General features: G+C 72.2%; 17 protein-coding genes. 9 read left to right on the plus strand and 8 right to left on the minus strand.

Annotated elements, in window-relative coordinates; translation table 11 throughout:
- Positions 1-262: 262 nt before the first annotated feature.
- Complete coding sequence (gene ppdK / locus NPS70_RS11020) at positions 263-2,971, minus strand: pyruvate, phosphate dikinase (RefSeq protein ID WP_256523955.1); 2,709 nt, start codon at positions 2,969-2,971, stop codon at positions 263-265.
- A 444-nt stretch (positions 2,972-3,415) separates the two neighbouring features.
- The gene (dusB, locus tag NPS70_RS11025; RefSeq protein WP_256523956.1) at positions 3,416-4,582 is read right to left on the minus strand and encodes a tRNA dihydrouridine synthase DusB; all 1,167 of its coding nucleotides are present in this window, start codon (positions 4,580-4,582) and stop codon (positions 3,416-3,418) included.
- Positions 4,583-4,701: 119 nt separating this feature from the next.
- Between dusB and NPS70_RS11030 the strand changes: the two genes are divergently transcribed.
- A complete protein-coding gene (locus NPS70_RS11030; RefSeq protein WP_256523957.1) occupies positions 4,702-5,250 on the plus strand; it encodes a hypothetical protein in 549 nt (182 codons plus the stop codon).
- A 91-nt stretch (positions 5,251-5,341) separates the two neighbouring features.
- Here the strand turns inward: NPS70_RS11030 and NPS70_RS11035 are convergent, their stop codons facing one another.
- Positions 5,342-5,581, minus strand: a complete 240-nt coding sequence (locus NPS70_RS11035; RefSeq protein WP_256523958.1) for a DUF6243 family protein — start codon at positions 5,579-5,581, stop codon at positions 5,342-5,344.
- Between the two features lie 266 nt (positions 5,582-5,847).
- Here NPS70_RS11035 and NPS70_RS11040 point away from each other — a divergent pair, with 266 nt between their 5' ends.
- Complete coding sequence (locus NPS70_RS11040) at positions 5,848-6,885, plus strand: aldo/keto reductase (RefSeq protein WP_256523959.1); 1,038 nt, start codon at positions 5,848-5,850, stop codon at positions 6,883-6,885.
- Positions 6,886-6,916: 31 nt separating this feature from the next.
- Positions 6,917-7,498, plus strand: a complete 582-nt coding sequence (locus tag NPS70_RS11045) for a TetR/AcrR family transcriptional regulator (protein ID WP_256523960.1) — start codon at positions 6,917-6,919, stop codon at positions 7,496-7,498.
- A gap of 81 nt (positions 7,499-7,579) precedes the next feature.
- Here the strand turns inward: NPS70_RS11045 and NPS70_RS11050 are convergent, their stop codons facing one another.
- Entirely contained in the window at positions 7,580-8,962 is a 1,383-nt protein-coding gene (locus NPS70_RS11050; RefSeq protein ID WP_256523961.1) for a glycine--tRNA ligase, read from the minus strand.
- 154 nt (positions 8,963-9,116) lie between these two features.
- Between NPS70_RS11050 and NPS70_RS11055 the strand changes: the two genes are divergently transcribed.
- From NPS70_RS11055 to NPS70_RS11070, 4 genes are all read left to right on the plus strand, one after another.
- Positions 9,117-10,142, plus strand: a complete 1,026-nt coding sequence (locus NPS70_RS11055) for a metal ABC transporter substrate-binding protein (protein WP_256523962.1) — start codon at positions 9,117-9,119, stop codon at positions 10,140-10,142.
- 25 nt (positions 10,143-10,167) lie between these two features.
- On the plus strand, positions 10,168-10,932 hold the full coding sequence (locus tag NPS70_RS11060; protein WP_256523963.1) for a metal ABC transporter ATP-binding protein: 765 nt from the start codon (positions 10,168-10,170) through the stop codon (positions 10,930-10,932).
- Complete coding sequence (locus tag NPS70_RS11065) at positions 10,929-11,834, plus strand: metal ABC transporter permease (protein ID WP_256523964.1); 906 nt, start codon at positions 10,929-10,931, stop codon at positions 11,832-11,834. Before NPS70_RS11060 ends, NPS70_RS11065 begins: the two co-directional genes overlap by 4 nt.
- Positions 11,835-11,983: 149 nt before the next feature.
- Positions 11,984-12,415, plus strand: coding sequence for a transcriptional repressor (locus NPS70_RS11070; protein ID WP_256523965.1), 432 nt, complete (start codon positions 11,984-11,986; stop codon positions 12,413-12,415).
- Positions 12,416-12,497: 82 nt separating this feature from the next.
- Here NPS70_RS11070 and NPS70_RS11075 read toward each other — a convergent pair whose 3' ends face one another.
- The 3 genes from NPS70_RS11075 to NPS70_RS11085 all read right to left on the minus strand — a co-directional run bounded on the left by NPS70_RS11075 (position 12,498) and on the right by NPS70_RS11085 (position 14,463).
- Positions 12,498-13,343 (minus strand): isoprenyl transferase, encoded by an 846-nt coding sequence (locus NPS70_RS11075; RefSeq protein ID WP_256523966.1) that lies wholly within the window; start codon positions 13,341-13,343, stop codon positions 12,498-12,500.
- A gap of 75 nt (positions 13,344-13,418) precedes the next feature.
- Positions 13,419-14,165 carry a DNA repair protein RecO gene (gene recO, locus NPS70_RS11080; RefSeq protein WP_256523967.1) on the minus strand — a complete coding sequence of 249 codons (747 nt, stop codon included), beginning with the start codon at positions 14,163-14,165 and terminating at the stop codon, positions 13,419-13,421.
- A gap of 82 nt (positions 14,166-14,247) precedes the next feature.
- Positions 14,248-14,463, minus strand: coding sequence for a hypothetical protein (locus NPS70_RS11085; protein ID WP_256523968.1), 216 nt, complete (start codon positions 14,461-14,463; stop codon positions 14,248-14,250).
- A gap of 619 nt (positions 14,464-15,082) precedes the next feature.
- Between NPS70_RS11085 and NPS70_RS11090 the strand changes: the two genes are divergently transcribed.
- Positions 15,083-16,450, plus strand: coding sequence for an FAD-dependent oxidoreductase (locus NPS70_RS11090; protein ID WP_256523969.1), 1,368 nt, complete (start codon positions 15,083-15,085; stop codon positions 16,448-16,450).
- 87 nt (positions 16,451-16,537) lie between these two features.
- Here the strand turns inward: NPS70_RS11090 and NPS70_RS11095 are convergent, their stop codons facing one another.
- Positions 16,538-17,230 carry a TerB family tellurite resistance protein gene (locus NPS70_RS11095; protein WP_256523970.1) on the minus strand — a complete coding sequence of 231 codons (693 nt, stop codon included), beginning with the start codon at positions 17,228-17,230 and terminating at the stop codon, positions 16,538-16,540.
- A gap of 612 nt (positions 17,231-17,842) precedes the next feature.
- On the opposite strand from NPS70_RS11095, the gene NPS70_RS11100 reads away from it, so the two are divergent.
- A complete protein-coding gene (locus tag NPS70_RS11100) occupies positions 17,843-18,889 on the plus strand; it encodes an iron-containing redox enzyme family protein (protein WP_256523971.1) in 1,047 nt (348 codons plus the stop codon).
- Positions 18,890-18,916: the final 27 nt, after the last annotated feature.

An 18,916-nucleotide genomic window follows, 5' to 3' on the forward strand; every position in this document is an offset into this window, starting at 1 on the left:
TCAGTCTGCCGCACGCGGCACGGCGAAGGGCGGGCACCCCCCTGAGGGGGGTGCCCGCCCTTCGCCGTGTGGTGCCGGGGCCGCCACCGGGTCGCCGGTGAGGGCCGGGCCGCGCTCCGGGCTCTGGCCCGGAGGCCGGGATGACGGCCCCGGACGCCTGGGGCGGCGGACGGCCGGCACCGCCGGGCCGGAGGCCGGGGCGGGCCGGGCGGCGGCCGCCGGGGCGCCGCTCCCGCCCGCGGGCCGGGCGGCGCCCGCCGCGTCAGCGGGAGTCGCTGCCCGAGGACTGGGCGGCCGCGCGGCCCGCCTCCAGCCGGGCGACCGGGATCCGGAACGGGGAGCAGGAGACGTAGTCCAGGCCCACCTCGTGGAAGAAGTGCACCGACTCCGGGTCGCCTCCGTGCTCTCCGCAGATGCCCAGCTTGAGGTCGGGCCGGGTGGCCCGGCCCGCGACCACGGCGCTGCGCACCAGCGAGCCCACGCCGTCCTTGTCGATGGTCTCGAAGGGGCTGACGCCGAAGATGCCCTTCTCCAGGTACGCCGTGAAGAAGCTCGCCTCCACGTCGTCGCGGGAGAAGCCCCACACGGTCTGGGTGAGGTCGTTGGTGCCGAAGGAGAAGAACTGGGCGGCCTCGGCGATCTGGCCGGCGGTCAGCGCGGCGCGGGGCAGCTCGATCATGGTCCCGAGCGCCAGCTTGAGCTCGACCCCGGTCTGGCGCTGGACCTCGGCGATGACCTGCTCGGCCTCGTCGCGCACGATCTCCAGCTCCTGGACGGTGCCCACGAGCGGAATCATGATCTCCGCGCGCGGATCGCCCTTCGCCTCGATGCGCTGGGCCGCCGCCTCGGCGATTGCCCGCACCTGCATGGTGAACAGGCCGGGGATGACCAGACCGAGCCGCACGCCCCGCAGACCCAGCATCGGGTTCTGCTCGTGCAGCCGGTGCACCGCCTGGAGCAGGCGCAGGTCGTTCTCGTTGTGGTCCTTGCGGGCCTCGGCGAGGGCGACGCGGACGGACAGCTCGGTGATGTCGGGGAGGAACTCGTGCAGCGGCGGGTCCAGCAGCCGCACCGTCACCGGCAGGCCGTCCATCGCCTCGAAGAGCTCGACGAAGTCCTTCTTCTGGAGCGGCAGCAGCCCCTTGAGCGCCTCCTCGCGCTCCCCGTCGGTGTCGGCGAGGATCAGCCTCTCGACCATCTCGCGCCGCTCGCCGAGGAACATGTGCTCGGTGCGGCACAGGCCGATGCCCTGGGCGCCGAAGCGGCGGGCCCGCAGCGCGTCCTCGGCGTTGTCCGCGTTGGCGCGCACCCGCAGCCGACGCACCCGGTCCGCGTAGGCCATGACCCGGTGCACGGCCTGCACCAGCTCGTCGGCGTCGTCGGCGCCCGCGTGCATCCGGCCCTCGAAGTACTCGACCACCGGGGAGGGCACGACGGGGACCTCGCCGAGGTACACCTTGCCGGTCGAGCCGTCGATGGAGACGACGTCGCCCTCCTCGATGACGTGGCCGCCCACGGTGAGGCGGCGGCGCTTGGTGTCGACCTCCAGCTCCTCGGCACCGCAGACGCACGTCTTGCCCATGCCGCGGGCCACCACGGCCGCGTGGGAGGTCTTGCCGCCGCGCGAGGTCAGGATGCCCTCGGCGGCGATCATGCCGTCCAGGTCGTCCGGGTTGGTCTCGCGGCGGATGAGGATCACCTTCTCGCCCGAGCGCGACCACTTGACGGCCGTGTAGGAGTCGAAGACGGCCTTGCCGACGGCGGCGCCCGGCGAGGCGGCGATGCCGCGCCCGAGCAGCTCCGTCCTGGCGTTCTCGTCGAAGCGGGGGAACATCAGCTGGGCGAGCTGCGCGCCGTTGACCCGCTGGAGCGCCTCGGCCTCGTCGATGAGGCCCTGGTCCACGAGCTGGGTGGCGATACGGAAGGCGGCGCCCGCGGTGCGCTTGCCGACACGGGTCTGGAGCATCCACAGCTGCCCGCGCTCGATGGTGAACTCGATGTCGCACAGGTCCTTGTAGTGCGTCTCGAGGGTCTCCATGATCTGCATCAGCCGGTCGTAGGACGCCTTGTCGATCGACTCCAGCTCCGCGAGCGGCACCGTGTTGCGGATGCCGGCGACCACGTCCTCGCCCTGGGCGTTCTGGAGGTAGTCGCCGTAGACGCCCTGGTGCCCCGAGGCGGGGTCGCGGGTGAAGGCGACACCGGTGCCGGAGTCCGGGCCGAGGTTGCCGAAGACCATCGAGCAGACGTTGACGGCGGTGCCGAGGTCGTGCGGGATGCGCTCCTGGCGGCGGTAGAGCTTGGCGCGGTCGCCGTTCCAGGAGTCGAAGACCGCGTGGATGGCGAGGTCCATCTGCTCGCGCGGGTCCTGCGGGAAGTCGCGCCCGGCCTCGGTCTTGACGATCTTCTTGAACTGCTTGACGAGCTTCTTCAGGTCGGCTGCGTCGAGGTCGGTGTCGACGGTGACCTTCTTGGCCTCCTTGGCCTCGTCGAGCGCGTCCTCGAAGAGCTCGCCGTCGACGCCCAGCACGGTCCTGCCGAACATCTGGATCAGCCGCCGGTAGGAGTCCCAGGCGAAGCGCTCGTCGCCGGCCTGGGCGGCGAGCCCGGTGACCGACGCGTCGGAGAGGCCGATGTTGAGGACCGTGTCCATCATGCCCGGCATCGAGAACTTGGCGCCGGAGCGGACGGACACGAGGAGGGGGTCGTCCGCCTGGCCGAGCCGCTTGCCCATGGCCTGCTCCAGGGCGTCGAGGTGCGCACTCACCTCGTCGCGGAGGGCCGGGGGCTCCTCGCCGCTGTCGAGGTAGACCTTGCACGCCTCGGTGGTGATCGTGAAGCCCGGAGGAACCGGGAGGCCGAGGTTGGTCATCTCGGCGAGGTTCGCGCCCTTCCCGCCGAGCAGGTCCTTGAGGTCCTTGTTGCCCTCGGTGAAGTCGTAGACGAACTTCTGATCTTTGTTTTCCGACACGGGTCTCGACTCCTCGAGGACTCGGTGGCTGCCCTGACGGCGAGGAACATACCCAGATCAAAGGCTCCTGGGTACGTCCACTTGCGCGTCATACGGCCTTAACCACTCGTCCGCCAGCAGATCGAAAGTGCCCACGATGCACCGCGGCCATGGAGAGCTTCTTCAACACTTGAACGAAAGAATCCGGCGCGTGATCGTTGATCGATCATCGGTCACCGTGGGTCGCGAAACCCGTCGGGAGGTGAAGACCACAAGGGTGGCACTGAGTGCCACCCTTTGGAAGGTGCAGCCGTCCGAATATCGCTCATCTGAGCGCACCCCCTATCAAGGGTGGTGAGGATCACGCCGCCCGAGGTGCCGGAATTCCACGATCCGGACCGGCGGGCGGACGGCCGGGCGCGCTGCCCGGTCCGGGCCCGGCGGCCCGCCCGGCGGCGCCCGGCCTCAGCCACCGGAGGTGTCCAGTTCCGCGTCCTCGCCGACACCCGCGCAGTCGTAGGGGTCCTTGAGCCAGCCGTCCGGCAGCACCACCCGGTTGTTGCCGGAGGTGCGGCCACGAGGCCCGTCCGCACCCTGCGGCCACGGCTGGTCCAGCTCCAGCTCGCTCAACTGAGCGCGCAGCTCGTCCAGGGAGGAGGTGACGGCCAGGCGCCCGCGCATGGCGGACCCCACGGCGAAGCCCTTGAGGTACCAGGCGACGTGCTTGCGGAAGTCGATGACTCCGCGGGACTCGTCGCCGATCCACTCCCCCAGCAGCGCGGCGTGCCGCAGCATCACCTCGGCCACCTCGCGCAGCGCGGGCCGCCGGAAGTCGCTCCGCCCCTCGAAGGCCGCCACCAGGTCGGCGAAGAGCCAGGGGCGGCCCAGGCAGCCGCGCCCCACGACCACGCCGTCGCAGCCCGTCTCACGCACCATCCGCAGGGCGTCCCCGGCCGACCAGATGTCGCCGTTGCCGAGCACCGGGATCTCCGGGACGTGCTCCTTCAGCCGGGCGATCGCCTCCCAGTCGGCCGTGCCCCCGTAGTGCTGGGCGGCGGTGCGGCCGTGCAGGGCGATCGCCGTGACGCCCTCGTCCACCGCGATCCGGCCCGCGTCCAGGTAGGTGATGTGGTCGTCGTCGATGCCCTTGCGCATCTTCATGGTGACGGGCAGGCCACCGGAGTTGCCGACGGCCTCCCGGAGGATGGCCCGCAGCAGGTTCCGCTTGTAGGGCAGGGCGGAGCCGCCCCCCTTGCGGGTGACCTTGGGCACCGGGCAGCCGAAGTTCAGGTCGATGTGGTCGGCCAGCCCCTCGTCCACGATCATGCGGACGGCCTTGCCCACGGTGACCGGGTCCACGCCGTACAGCTGGATCGAGCGCGGTGTCTCGGTCTCGTCGAAGTGGATGAGCTGCATGGTCTTCTCGTTGCGCTCGACCAGCGCCCGGGTCGTGATCATCTCGCTGACGAACAGGCCCTTGCCCCCGCTGAACTCGCGGCACAGGGTGCGGAACGGGGCGTTGGTGATCCCTGCCATCGGGGCGAGCACCACGGGCGGCTGCACCGTGTGGGGACCGATCCTGAGCGGCTGGGCGGCGGGGGCGAGCGTGGTCATCCGCCCATTGTCGCGCATGGCGCACCCCTCCCCCATCGGCCCGTGGAACATGCACTACCTCACACTTCGGCCTACTTTGGGCGCGATGCCCCCCTCCCGGGCCACCGCGAGGCCCGGTGCCGCAGAACGGAGACGCCGTGCCCTCCTCCCGCCGCCTCGCCCCCGCCCTGGTGGCCGCACCGCTGCTCGCCCTCGCCCTGGCCGCCTGCGGCTCCGACGGCGACGGGAGCGGCGGCTCAGCCACCCCGACCACGGTCACCCCGACGTCCGAGGCGCCCGGCACGCCCTCGGCCACCGACACCCCCTCGCCGCCCACCCAGCAGGACCTGGAGGAGTCCGTCTCGGCCGAGACGGAGCGCATCCGGTCCTCCGCCTCCGCCCAGCTCGAGGACGCCGAGGGCGAGGGCGACGCCATGGACGACGTGTCCGTGCAGGGCGTGCCCACGGCCAACACGGGCGACCTGCGCACGGGGCTGGTCCGCGTCACCAACCCGACCGACGAGGCCGCCTTCTACGCGGTGCAGGTCGACTTCGTGGCGGGCGACGGCACCGTGGTCGACACCGTCGTCGCCGGCTTCCCGGACGTCGGGCCGGGGGAACAGGTGGAGCGGTACGTCTCCAGCCGCACCGCGGGCGGGTCCGACACCCCGACGACACCGCGTATCGCCAAGGCCGAACGCGGCTGAGCCGCTGCCGGGCGGCCGCCCGGCAGCGGCGGCACGGAGAGGGGCCGCCTCCCGCCGTCGCGGCGGGAGGCGGCCCCTCGGGCCGTGCGGGTCAGCAGGAGCCGTCGGAGCTGCGGCCGTCGGCGGGTTGCGCACCGCCCTCAGGGCGCGGCCCGTCCGCGGCCTCGGCGGCGGCGCGGGTGCGCTCCCGCATCCTGCGCAGCAGTTCCTGCTTCCGGTCGGCGTCGGGGCTGACGGCGTGGTGCGCCGGGCCGTTCCCCTGCCGGTCGGCCCGGGACAGCTTCCTGCGCTGCCCGCCGACGCCGAGGAGGTTGTTGCGGCTCTTGGCCATGGGGTTCTCCCGTCGAGTCGAGATGTGGCTGCCGGTGCGTGGCGCGTGGGCGGAGGGACCGCCGCGCTCTCACTCGTAGATCTGGAAGAACGAGGACATGCGAGGAAGGTAGCGCCGCCGTCCGGGCGCGGTCATCCCGTTTTTCCCGCCCCGGCCCCCACCCCGCACGCCCCGACCCCCTCACGAGGGAATGACAGATATTGAAATCTGTCATCCGTCATGCCATGGTTGGCGTACGGCAACGACCACCGCATCGGGAGCACGTCATGACCACCACCGCAACCGCCGGGCGCACCGCCCTCCCCTTCCGGCCGCTCGGGGCGACCGGCCCCCGCGTCTTCCCCCTCGGCCTCGGCTGCATGGGCATGTCCGCCCTCTACGGGGAGGCGGACCGGGGGGAGTCGCTCGCGACGATCCACGCGGCCCTGGAGGCGGGCGTCACCCTCCTCGACACGGGCGACTTCTACGGCATGGGCCACAACGAGCTGCTGATCGGCGAAGCGCTCCGCGGCGCTTCCTCGGCCGCCCGCGAGCGAGCGCTCGTCTCGGTGAAGTTCGGCGCCCTGCGCACGGTGGAGGGCGGCTTCACGGGCTACGACGGCCGGCCCGACGCCGTGCGGAACTTCGCCGCCTACAGCCTTCAGCGGCTCGGCCGGGAGCACATCGACGTCTACCGCATCGCCCGGGTCGACCCGGCCGTCCCGATCGAGGAGACCGTCGGCGCCATCGCCGAGCTCGTGCAGGCGGGGCACGTGCGATACATCGGACTGTCCGAGGTCGGGCCCGAGACCATCCGCCGTGCCGCCTCGGTGGCCCCCATCGCCGACCTCCAGATCGAGTACTCCCTGCTGTCGCGGGGCATCGAGAGCACCATCCTGCCGACGGTGCGCGAGCTGGGCATCGGCGTCACGGCGTACGGGGTGCTCTCCAGGGGGCTGCTCAGCGGCCACTTCACACGCGACCGCCGACTCGGCACCGGCGACTTCCGCGGGATGAGCCCCCGGTTCCAGGGCGAGAACCTGCACCGCAACCTCGATCTCGTCGAGCGGCTGCGGCAGGTGGCCGAGGCGCGGGGCACCGGCGTCGCGCGGGCGGCCATCGCCTGGGTGCTGTCCCGGGGCGAGGACATCGTCCCGCTGGTGGGCGCCCGCACCCGGGCCCGGCTGTCCGAGGCACTCGGTGCCCTGGAGGTGGAGCTGACGGCGGAGGACCTGGCCGCGATCGAGCGCGCGATACCGGCCGGTGCGGCCTCCGGGGAGCGCTACCCGGCCGCGCAGATGGCGCATCTGGACAGCGAGCGCTGAGGGCGGGCGGCCTGCGGGTACTGTCGGCACCATGGCCACCGGGACCCTGACCGCCGAGCGCATCCTCGAAGTCACCGAGGAGGTGCTGCGCCGCTACGGTCCGGCCAAGGCGACCGTGGTCGACGTGGCGCGCGCGCTGGGCGTCAGCCACGGCAGCGTCTACCGGCACTTCCGGACCAAGGCCGCGCTGCGCGAGGCGGTGACGCACCGCTGGCTGGGACGCACCGAGCAGGCGCTGGAGGAGCTCACCGCGGCGCCGGGGCCCGCGCCGGGCAAGCTGCACGACTGGCTGGCGACGCTCTTCGAGGCCAAGCGGCACAAGGCCGGGGACGACCCGGAGCTGTTCGCCACCTACAACGTGCTGATCGACGAGAGCAGCGGGGTCGTCGACCAGCATGTGACGGTGCTGGAGGACCAGGTGCGCCGGATCCTGGAGGAGGGCGTGTCCGCCGGGGAGTTCGCCGCCCCGGACCCGGCCGCCTCCGCACGGGCCGTGTTCGCCGCCACCGCGCGCTTCCATGACCCCTCGTACGCCCCCACCTGGGAGTCCGAGACGGCCGAGGAGGAGTTCGAGCAGGTCGTGGGCCTGCTGCTGCGCGGGCTTCGCCCCTGAGCACTCGGCCCCCGCGCACGGCGAAGGCCCCCGGCTCCGCTCGGGGCGGAGCCGGGGGCCTTCGCCGCCGGAGTCGGGGTGTCAGCAGCCGAGCAGGCGGCTGCCGAGGTAGCCCTGGATCTGGTCCAGGGACACGCGCTCCTGCTTCATCGAGTCGCGCTCGCGGACGGTCACGGCGTTGTCGTCGAGGGTGTCGAAGTCGACGGTGACGCAGTACGGCGTGCCGATCTCGTCCTGGCGGCGGTAGCGGCGGCCGATGGCACCCGCGTCGTCGAACTCGATGTTCCAGTTCTGCCGGAGGTCGGCGGCGAGGCCCTTGGCCTTCGGCGAGAGCTGGGGGTTGCGGCTCAGCGGCAGGACGGCGACCTTCACCGGGGCGAGGCGCGGGTCGAGGCGCATCACGGCGCGCTTCTCCATGACGCCCTTGGCGTTGGGGGCCTCGTCCTCGTTGTAGGCGTCGAGCAGGAAGGCCAGCATGGTGCGGCCGACACCGGCGGCGGGCTCGATGACGTAGGGGGTCCAGCGCTCGCCGGCCTCCTGGTCGAAGAACGACAGGTCAGTGCCGGACGCCTTGGCGTGCGCCGACAGGTCGTAGTCGGTGCGGTTGGCCACGCCCTCCAGCTCGCCCCACTCACCGCCGCCGAACTGGAAGCGGTACTCGATGTCGGCGGTGCGCTTGGAGTAGTGGGAGAGCTTCTCCGCCGGGTGCTCGTACCAGCGCATGTTCTCCTCGCGGAGACCCAGGCCCGTGTACCAGTTCCAGCGCTGCTCCATCCAGTACTCGTGCCACTGCTCGTCCTCGCCGGGCTTGACGAAGAACTCCATCTCCATCTGCTCGAACTCGCGGGTGCGGAAGATGAAGTTGCCGGGCGTGATCTCGTTCCGGAAGGACTTGCCCATCTGCGCGATGCCGAAGGGCGGCTTCTTGCGGGAGGTCTGCTGCACCTGGCCGAAGTTGGTGAAGATGCCCTGGGCGGTCTCGGGGCGCAGATAGGCCACGGACCCGGAGTCCTGCGTCGGGCCGAGGTGGGTGGAGAGCAGCCCGGAGAACTGCTTGGGCTCGGTGAAGGTGCCCTTGTTGCCGCAGTTCGGGCAGTTGAGGTCGGTCAGGCCGTTCTCGGGGAGCCGGCCGTGCTTCTCCTCGTACGCCTCCTCCAGGTGGTCGGCGCGGTAGCGCTTGTGGCAGGAGGTGCACTCGGTGAGCGGGTCCGTGAAGGTGGCGACGTGCCCGGAGGCCTCCCACACCTCGGTGGCCAGGATCACCGACGAGTCGAGACCGACGACGTCCTCCCGCGAGGTGACCATGTAGCGCCACCACTGGCGCTTGATGTTCTCCTTCAGCTCGACACCCAGCGGCCCGTAGTCCCAGGCGGCCCGCTGTCCGCCGTAGATCTCACTGCACGGGTAGACGAAGCCACGGCGCTTGCTCAGGTTGACGATCGTGTCGATCTTGTCGGCGGCCACGGTGCTCTCTTCATGACGAGGACGAACGGAGAATGACTCAGGTTACCGGCGGCCGGGGGCCCCGGATCAAATCGGATCCGAGTGCGGTCCGGGTGAAGAGTCGCACACGGAGGTTTATTGACAATCGTTTCCGTTCTTGTTGAAAATGACTGTCATGAACGTACGACGCCTCATACCCGCCACCGCCGTCGCCGGAGCCAGCGCCCTGGGCCTCGTGGCCCTCTCCGCGTGCACCACCTCGGACGCCGCCGAGCGCACGGACGACGGCAGGCTCCGGGTGGTGGCGTCCTTCTACCCCATGCAGTACCTCGCCGAGCGCATAGGCGGGGACCACGTCGCCGTCACCACGCTCACCAAGCCCGGCGTCGAGCCGCACGACCTGGAGCTCAAGCCCCGCCAGACCGCCGAACTGAACGACGCCGGGCTGATCGTCTCCCTCAGGGGCGTCCAGCCGGCCGTGGACAAGGCGATCGAGCAGGCCGCGGCGCCGCACAAGGTGGACGCCGCCGACCTCACCGAGCTGCGGCACTTCGACGGCAGCGGCCACGACCACGACCACGGCGGCCACGAGGGCGAGACGGAGGAGGAGCACGCCGGCCACGCGGACGAGCCGGCGCACGGGGAGCACGAGGAGCCCGCCCCCGACACCGGGGACGAGGCGGCCGACCCCCACGTCTGGCTGGACCCCGCGAAGTACGCCGAGGTCGCCGAGGGCGTCGGCGCCGGCTTCGAGAAGGCCGACCCCGAGAACGCCGCCGACTACCGCAGGAACACCGAGGCGCTGGTCGCCGAGCTGACCGCCCTCGACGCGGAGTTCGAGAAGGGCCTGGAGAAGGCCACCACCCGGACCTTCATCACCACGCACTCCGCCTTCGGCTACCTCGCCGCCCGCTACGGCCTGGAGCAGGAGGGCATCTCCGGCGTCGGCCCGGAGAGCGAGCCCAGCCCGGCCCGGATCAAGGAGCTCCAGGAGATCGCGAAGAAGGACAAGGTCACCACCGTCTTCTTCGAGACCCTGGCCAGCGACCGCACGGCCAGGACCCTGGCCGGTGACACCGGCCTCGCGACCGACGTGCTGGACCCGCTGGAGGGCATCACGGACAAGTCCCGCGGCGACGACTACCTCCAGGTCATGCGCGCGAACCTCGCAGCCCTGCAGAAGGCCCTCGGCGCATCGTGACCCTCCCCCCGAAAGGCGGCCGCCCGTGAACACCGAGCAGGTCATATCCGTCCAGGGCGCCCGAGCCGTCCTCGGCTCCCGCCCCGTGCTGCGCGGCGTCGACCTCACCGTCCGACGCGGTGAGGTCGTGGCCCTGCTCGGCGCCAACGGCTCCGGCAAGTCCACCGCCGTGCGCTCGGTGATCGGCCAGGTGCCGCTGACCGAGGGCCGCATCGAGCTCTTCGGCACGGAGCTGCGCCGCTTCCGCCGGTGGCAGCGCCTCGGCTACGTCCCGCAGCGCACCACGGCCGCGAGCGGCGTCCCGGCGACGGTCCGGGAGGTCGTGGCCGCGGGCCGGCTGGCACGCAGCCGGTTCGGGCTGCCGTCCCGCGGCGACCGCGAGGCCGTCCGCCGCGCCATCGGACTGGTCGGGCTCGCCGACCGCGCCGGGGACTCCGTCAGCGCCCTCTCCGGCGGCCAGCACCAGCGGGTGCTGATCGCACGGGCCCTGGCCTCCGAGCCCGAGCTGCTGATCATGGACGAGCCGATGGCGGGGGTCGACCTCGCCAGCCAGGAGGTGCTCGCCGGGACCCTGCGCGAGCAGGTCGCCGCCGGCACCTCCGTGCTCCTGGTGCTGCACGAGCTCGGGCCGCTGGAGCCCCTGATCGACCGTGCCGTCGTGCTCCGCGAGGGCTGCGTCGTGCACGACGGTCCGCCACCCGAGGCCGTCGGCCAGCATGCGCTGCCCGGCCACGACCACGTACATCCGCACGCGGCCGACGAGCCGCTCCGCACGGGACTGCTCACATGATGCTCGAGATGCTGCAATCGCCGTTCATGCAGCGGGCGCTGCTCGCGGCCCTGCTGGTCGGCATCACCGCGCCCGCCGTCGGCATCTACCTGGTGCAGCGCCGCCAGGCCCTGATGGGCGACGGAATCGGCCATGTCGCGATGACCGGCGTGGGGCTGGGCTTCCTGATGTCGGCCAACCCGATCTGGATGGCGACCCTGGTGTCCGTGCTCGGCGCCGTCACGATGGAGCTGATCCGCACCTACGGGCGCACCCGCGGCGACATCGCCCTCGCGATGCTGTTCTACGGCGGCATGGCCGGCGGTGTGCTGCTGATCGAGCTCTCCGGGACGGGCACCACGGCCAACCTCACCACCTACCTCTTCGGCTCCCTGTCCACCGTCTCCGACGGCGACCTGGTGGCCATCCTGCTGCTCGCGGCCTTCGTCGTGCTGGTCTCGCTCGGGCTGCGCAGGCAGTTGTTCGCCGTCAGCCAGGACGAGGAGTTCGCGCGCGTGACCGGCCTGCCGGTGCGCGCGCTGAACCTGCTGGTGGCCGTGACCGCGGCGGTCACCGTCAGCGTCGCCATGCGGGTGGTCGGCCTGCTTCTGGTCAGCGCCCTGATGGTGGTGCCCGTGGCGGCGGCTCAGCAGCTCACCCGCTCGTTCCGGGCCACGTACGCGCTGTCGGTCGGGATCGGCGTCGTGGTGGCCCTCGCCGGCACCACCACGTCCTACTACCAGGACGTCCCGCCGGGAGCGACCATAGTGATGCTGGCGATCGCCGCGTTCATCGCCCTGACCGCGCTCGCCGCGCCCCTGGCGCGGCGCAGGGCCCGGGCGGCGGAGGCGGCGACGGCGGAGGCCGCGTGCGGCACCGCCCCGGGGAACGGGCGTCCCCCCGCCGACGACGTGAAGGTCTGACGCGGGGAGCACGGCCCCGGGCGGCCCGCCCCGGGGGTGGCGGCATCCCGCCCCGGCGGGTGGCCGGGCGGCGGCCCGGCAGGACCGTCGCCGGGCGCGGGCCTGGCACAATGGCCCGACGTATCTGCGGGCGAAGCGAGGAGGCTCCTGTGACCACGGCGCCAACCGGCGGGAACACCGCCCCGGTGCGAGGCCGGTCCACCCGGCAGCGCGCCGCGGTGGCGGCGGCGCTCGACGAGGTGGACGAGTTCCGCAGTGCGCAGGAGCTGCATGACATGCTCAAGCACCGCGGCGACTCGGTCGGGCTGACCACGGTCTACCGCACCCTGCAGTCGCTGGCCGACGCCGGCGAGGTGGACGTGCTGCGTACGAGCGACGGGGAGTCCGTCTACCGGCGCTGTTCCACCGACGACCACCACCACCACCTGGTCTGCCGGCTCTGCGGAAAGGCCGTCGAGGTCGAGGGCCCGGCGGTGGAGCAGTGGGCGGAGTCCGTCGCCGCGCAGCACGGCTATGTCAACGTGGCGCACACCGTCGAGATCTTCGGCACCTGCTCGGAGTGCGCCGCCAAGGCGGAGTGAGCTCCGCCTTCACGGCAACCGGAGGTGCCCGGCCGCGGTGGGTGAGCGGCCGGGCACCGTCGCGTCCGGGGCCGAGCGGGGCTCAGGCGCCCGGCGCGTCGGGGCGGCCCCGCATGGCGAGCAGCTCCTCGTTGGGGATCGCGCCGCCGAAGCGCCGGTCGCGCTGGGCGTACTCCAGGCAGGCCCGCCACAGGTCACGGCGGTCGAAGTCGGGCCAGAGGACGTCCTGGAAGACCATCTCCGCGTAGCTGGACTGCCAGATCAGGTAGTTGGACGTGCGCTGCTCGCCACTGGGACGCAGGAACAGGTCGACGTCCGGCATGTCCGGGTAGTACAGGTACTTCTGGAAGGTCTTCTCGTTGACCTTGGAAGGGTCGAGCCGCCCGGCCGCGACGTCCCGCGCGATGGCCTGCGCGGCGTCCGCGATCTCCGCCCGGCCGCCGTAGTTGACGCAGAAGTACAGCGTCATGGCGTCGTTGCCGACGGTCTGCTCCTGGGCGATCTGCAGCTCCTGGACGACCGACTTCCACATCTTGGGCATCCGGCCGACCCAGCGGATGCGGATGCCCAGCTCGTCCATCTCGTCGCGGCGGCGGCGGATGACGTCCCGGTTGAAGTTCATCAGGAAGCGGACCTCCTCCGGCGAGCGCTTCCAGTTCTCCGTGGAGAAGGCGTACAGGGAGAGGTTCTTGACGCCCATCTCCAGGCACCCCTTGAGCACGTCGAGGACGACGCCCTCACCGACCTTGTGACCCTCGGTGCGCGGCAGGCCGCGCTCCTTGGCCCAGCGGCCGTTGCCGTCCATCACGCAGGCCACGTGCTGCGGCACCAGCTCGGCAGGGATCTTGGGCGGCCTGGCGCCGGACGGGTGCGGCTCGGGGGCCTTGTACTCGCGGCGGGACCGCCCCAGGATTCCGCGTCGTGCCATGCGGTTCACAACTCCTCGCTCGGTGACTTCTCGGCGGCTTCTCGGCGTGCGGCGTCCTCGTCCTGCGGCGCCGCGCTACTTCTCCACGTACCGCAGCGAGCGCAGCCCGCGCTCCAGGTGCCAGTGCAGGTACGCGGACACGAGCCCGCTGCCCTCGCGGACGTGGCGCGCCTCGCAGGCGTCCGCCGCGGCCCAGTCGCCGGTGAGCAGCGCGCTGAGCAGGCCGATGGCCTCCGCAGAGGGTACGACGCTCCCGGGCACCCGGCAGTCCCCGCACAGGGCCCCACCGGCCCCGACGGAGAAGAAGCGGTTGGGGCCGGGCAGGCCGCAGCGGGCGCAGTCGCCGAAGCTGGGGGCGTAGCCGTTGACCGCGAGGGAGCGGAGCAGGAAGGCGTCGAGCACCAGGTTCGGGGCGTGCTCCCCGCGGGAGAGGGCGCGCAGGGCCCCCACGAGCAGCAGGTACTGCTGGACGGCGGGCTCGCCCTCGTGGTCGGTGAACCGCTCGGCGGTCTCCAGCATGGCGGTGCCGGCGGTGTAGCGGGCGTAGTCGGTGACGATGCCCCCGCCGTAGGCGGCGATGGTCTCGGACTGGGTGCACAGGGGCAGGCCGCGGCCCACCAGTTCACTGCCGCGCGCGAAGAACTGCACGTCGACGTGGGAGAACGGTTCCAGGCGCGCACCGAACTTGGACTTGGTGCGCCGGACTCCCCGGGCGACCGCGCGCACCCGGCCGTGACCGCGGGTGAGCAGTGTGATGATGCGGTCCGCCTCGCCCAGCTTCTGGGTGCGCAGGACGACGCCGTCGTCACGGAACAGGCTCATGCCGCCATTCTCGCGCACCGCGGGGATCCCCCGGGCCGGGGGCCGGGGCGGCTCCGGGGCGGGCCCTCGGGGGGCCGGGCGCTCAGGTCACCTCGCCGCGGCTCCGGGCGTTGACGTAGGCGGTGGTGGCGCTGATGCGCTCCGCGGAGGTGGCGGGACGGACCGCCTCGGGGTCGCACTCCCACTCCCGCCCCCCGCCGACCGGTCTCAGCGCCAGGAACGGACCGGCCGCCCCCATGTACCGGCCGACCCGGCCCGTGCGGGTGTCGACGACATACGTACCGATGGGCAGGGTCATGTCGTGCGACCCCCTTCCCTGGGCAGAGCTGCGGCGATCAGACGGCCAGTCTCCATCGGGCGGCGCCCCGATTCGACGAGCGGGCCCGGCGTGTCCCGGGCGTATGGGGACGGTTCACCGCACAACGGTGCAGGGACGGCCCCGAGACGTCGCCGGGCCGGGCTCAAGGGGTTCACGGCGTCCTCCGCATCCTGCGCGCGCACGCTCGCGCGTCCGCGCCCTCCGCATCGCCCGTCATTGTTTCCCGACCCCTCCCGGATTCACGTTTCGTGTGACATGCGCAACACTGCGCGAGTACGCTGAGGTCAGGTGTGCCTGCGGCACATGCGCACCGCGGGACCGGGGGCGGGCCGCACCCGCCGTGACGGGCACCCTCCGCCACACGCCTCCGGAGCCGCGCCACCGGGGCCGCGGGCGGCTGTTCGGCGGAGGCGGGGCCGTCGCGCGGACAGGAGGGGCACCCCCTGCCGGGAGCCTCCGAGGGCACCCATCAAGCATCCCTTTGGGTTGCCATAAGATCACCTTATGAGCTCATAGAGTGGGACCGGGTACTGACTTAGGCTTGCCTTTGCTTAGGGTTGCCGTCGAGCCTCCTGTCGCCGCTCGAAGGGAACCTGCCATGCCCCGCCCTCTGCGGGTAGCCATCGTCGGAGCCGGCCCCGCCGGGATCTACGCCGCCGATGCGCTGCTGAAGTCCGAGGCGGCCGCCGCCGAGCCCGGCGTGTCGATCGACCTCTTCGAGCGGATGCCGGCGCCCTTCGGGCTGATCCGCTACGGCGTCGCACCCGACCACCCGCGGATCAAGGGCATCATCACGGCCCTGCACCAGGTGCTCGACAAGCCGCAGATCCGCCTCTTCGGCAACGTCGACTACGGGCGGGACATCACCCTCGACGACCTGCGCACCTTCTACGACGCCGTGGTCTTCTCCACCGGCGCCACGGCCGACCGGGCACTCGACGTGCCGGGCATCGAGCTGGACGGCTCCTACGGCGCCGCCGACTTCGTGGCCTGGTACGACGGCCACCCGGACTGGCCCCGCACCTGGCCCCTGGAGGCCGAGAAGGTCGCCGTGCTCGGCGTCGGCAACGTGGCCCTGGACATCGCCCGGATCCTCGCCAAGACGGCCGACGAACTGCTGCCGACGGAGATCCCCCCGAACGTCTACGACGGGCTCAAGGCCAACCGCGCCAAGGAGATCCACGTCTTCGGGCGCCGGGGCCCCGCACAGGCGAAGTTCAGCCCCATGGAACTCCGCGAGCTGGACCACTCCCCCACCATCGAGGTCATCGTCGACCCCGAGGACATCGACTACGACAAGGGCTCGATCGAGACCCGCCGCTCCAACAAGCAGGCGGACATGGTCGCCAAGACCCTGGAGAACTGGGCGATCCGCGACGCGGGCGACCGCCCGCACAAGCTCTTCCTGCACTTCTTCGAGTCCCCGACGGAGATCCTCGGCGAGGACGGCAGGGTCGTGGGGCTGCGCACCGAGCGCACGGCGCTGGACGGCACCGGAAACGTCGAGGGCACCGGCGCGTTCACCGACTGGGACGTCTCGGCGGTCTACCGGGCCGTGGGCTACCTCTCCGACGAACTGCCCAAGCTGCCCTGGGACGTGGCCACGGGCACCGTCCCGGACGAGGGCGGCCGGGTCATCGAGGAGTCGGGGGAGCACCTGGACTCCACCTATGTGACGGGCTGGATCCGCCGCGGCCCGGTGGGGCTCATCGGCCACACCAAGGGCGACGCCAACGAGGCGATCGCGAACCTCCTCCAGGACCACGCGGCCGGCCGGCTGCAGCCCCCCGGGTCCCCGGAGCCCGAGGCCGTGGACGCCTTCCTCTCCGGCAAGGACGTGCGCTGGACCACCTGGGAGGGCTGGTACCGGCTGGACGCCGCGGAGAAGGCGCTGGGCGAGCCCCAGGGCCGGGAGCGCGTGAAGATCGTCGAACGCGAGGACATGCTCCGCGCCAGCGGCGCCTGAGAGCACGGCCGGGCGGCGGTCGTGGCCCGCGCCCGCCGCCCGTGCACCGCACCGCCCCCTCGGCCCGCGGCCGAGGGGGCGGACCCGTCAGGAAGGGGTGCGGGCCGTCTCCAGCAGGCGGGTGGTCGCGTCCTCGGACAGCTGGAGCGCCACGCCGACGGTCGCCAGGACCTCGCGCTCGGCCTGCGTGTACGGGCCGTCGGCCAGGGCGATACGGGCCCCCTGGAGCACGATCGACTCCCGCCCGGCGGGGGCGAGGTGCGGCGCCAGCGGCTCCAGCGCCTCGTGCAGCTCGATGGCGAGCGCCGCACCGTAGGGGGTGGTGTCCGCGACATAGCGCCCCGTGTCGGCGGCGAGCGCCTCGATCAGCGAGGTGAGCTGGTCCTCCGTGCAGTCCGCGAGCCCGGCGGCACGCACCGTGTGCACCGCCGTCCTGCGCACCGCGCGCGAGGAGGTGCCGCCCGAGACCAGGACGGCCAGCGCGACCGTGTGCACGGCGTCCTTGAGCATGGCCGAGAAGCGGGCCGTCGTCGGGTGGTCGAGCGCATCGGGGCCGAAGCGGGTGCGGCAGGCCGCGCACTCGACCACCGGTCCGGCGGCCCCGCGGCGCAGCAGGGGCAACCCGAGCAGGGTGAAGCGTCGGCGGCCGGTGCGGTGCCGGTAGTTCCGGTCCCCTCCGCACCCGGGGCAGAAGAACTCCCCGTCCCCGATCGTGGTCCATGACGTGCGGATGCCGCAGACCCGCGCATTCCGGCCGAACAGTCCCCGGGCTTGCAGCACGTCACACCTCCGTCATGCTGCGGCAACATTGCCGCGTGGACGTGATGTTAACCACACCGTTGATGTCGCGTCAGCACCTCCGCGGGAGGCGGTCCCGGAGGTGGCCGGATTCCGAGGGCCGTCCGCCCGCCCCGCGGGCGGCCGCCCGGCGGCCCGGACCGGACGGAACCGGACACCGCTCCCCCCGGACCACCCGGGCGGGTGAGGGTCGCGGGGTGCCCCGCGGGGGTGCCGCGGGCGGTGCGCGACGTGCTGCCGGCCCGCGGCCGGCGCGGCGGGCGGGACCGGCGGCCCGCACCGGACCTCTCCGTATCCAGACGGTATACAGAGCGCACCCAGAGGAGCGCCGCAGAATGGCGTGAGCCCGCCAACAGCGGACCGCGGCTCCCGCCTCCCGGACACCCACACGACCGCGGCGGGAGGCACGCCCCGGCGGCGGGCCGAACCGGCGGCACGGCCGCCCCGCGCGGCGGCCGTCCCGTGACGCCCGCCGCACCGGGCGGGGGTTGCCCCCTGCCCGTGCCCGCCGCGACGACGTACCGCCCTGCACACCCCTGCACACGGCAAGTGATCCACCCCCTGTGACCCCACGTGAACCCCAAAAGGACGCACATGCTCACAGCCGGACGTTCCGAAGCCGCCCCCGTACCCACCGACCCCTTCCTGTCCACGGTCGACGAGATCACCGCATGGTTCGCCTCCTCCCCGGAGAAGGTCGACGCGGCTCTTTCCGGCAGCGAGCGGGAAGGCGTGCTGAGCAGGGTCGCGGGGATCAACGACGCAGCCGCCGCCGGTGACCGGCAGGCGCTCTACGCACAGCAGTTCCTGCTGGACCGCATCTACCGACTGCACACCACGCTCCCGGAGCAGGAGAGCGCCGAGGGCTCGGTCGTCGTCCACGAGATCGGACGGATGCTGGAGACGGCGACCTCGCAGGCCCAGGACGCGCTCGTGGAGCCCGGCCTGCTCGACGAGCTGCCCTCCGAGCCGCGCCGGTACCTCTCCTGGCTCAAGCAGACCGCGCGCAACCACCGGGTCTACAAGCACCCGTACTACCACGAGTTCATCCGCAACGACGCCACGGAGAACGACCTCCGCAACTACGTGATGCAGGAGTCGGTCGTGGACGGCCGCTTCGACGACCTGCTCGCGATGATGCAGGTGGGCACCGCCGGGGCCGCCAAGCTGGAGATCGCCTCCAACTTCTGGGACGAGATGGGCAACGGCGACCCCGCCGAGGTCCACACCCACCTCTTCAACAAGATCTTCGAGGTCTTCGAGATCCCGGAGGAGGAGCTGGAGCGCTCGCTGAGCGCCACCTCCCTGCTCAACGGCAACCTCGCCGTACTGCTCGCCCGCTACCGCGCCCTGTACGGGGAGTCCGTGGGCTTCCTGGGCATGACCGAGTGGATGGCACCCGACCGGTTCGTCCAGGTCGTGCACGCCTGGGAGCGGCTGGGCCTGCCGGACGTGGGCATCACCTACCACCGGCTGCACATCACCATCGACTCCCAGCACGCGCAGGGCTGGTTCCACAACGTGGTGCTGCCCGCCGCCGAGTCCCCCGCCATGCGGCGCGCGATCGCGCGCGGTGTGCTGTGGCGCCTCAACTCCTCGGCCGCATACCTCGACGAGCGTATGCCGTCGGCCGCCGCCTGACCCTTTCGTCCACCCGGCTCTGGAGGA

It is taken from the genome of Streptomyces sp. C10-9-1, assembly GCF_024497955.1.
Classification (GTDB): domain Bacteria; phylum Actinomycetota; class Actinomycetes; order Streptomycetales; family Streptomycetaceae; genus Streptomyces; species Streptomyces sanyensis.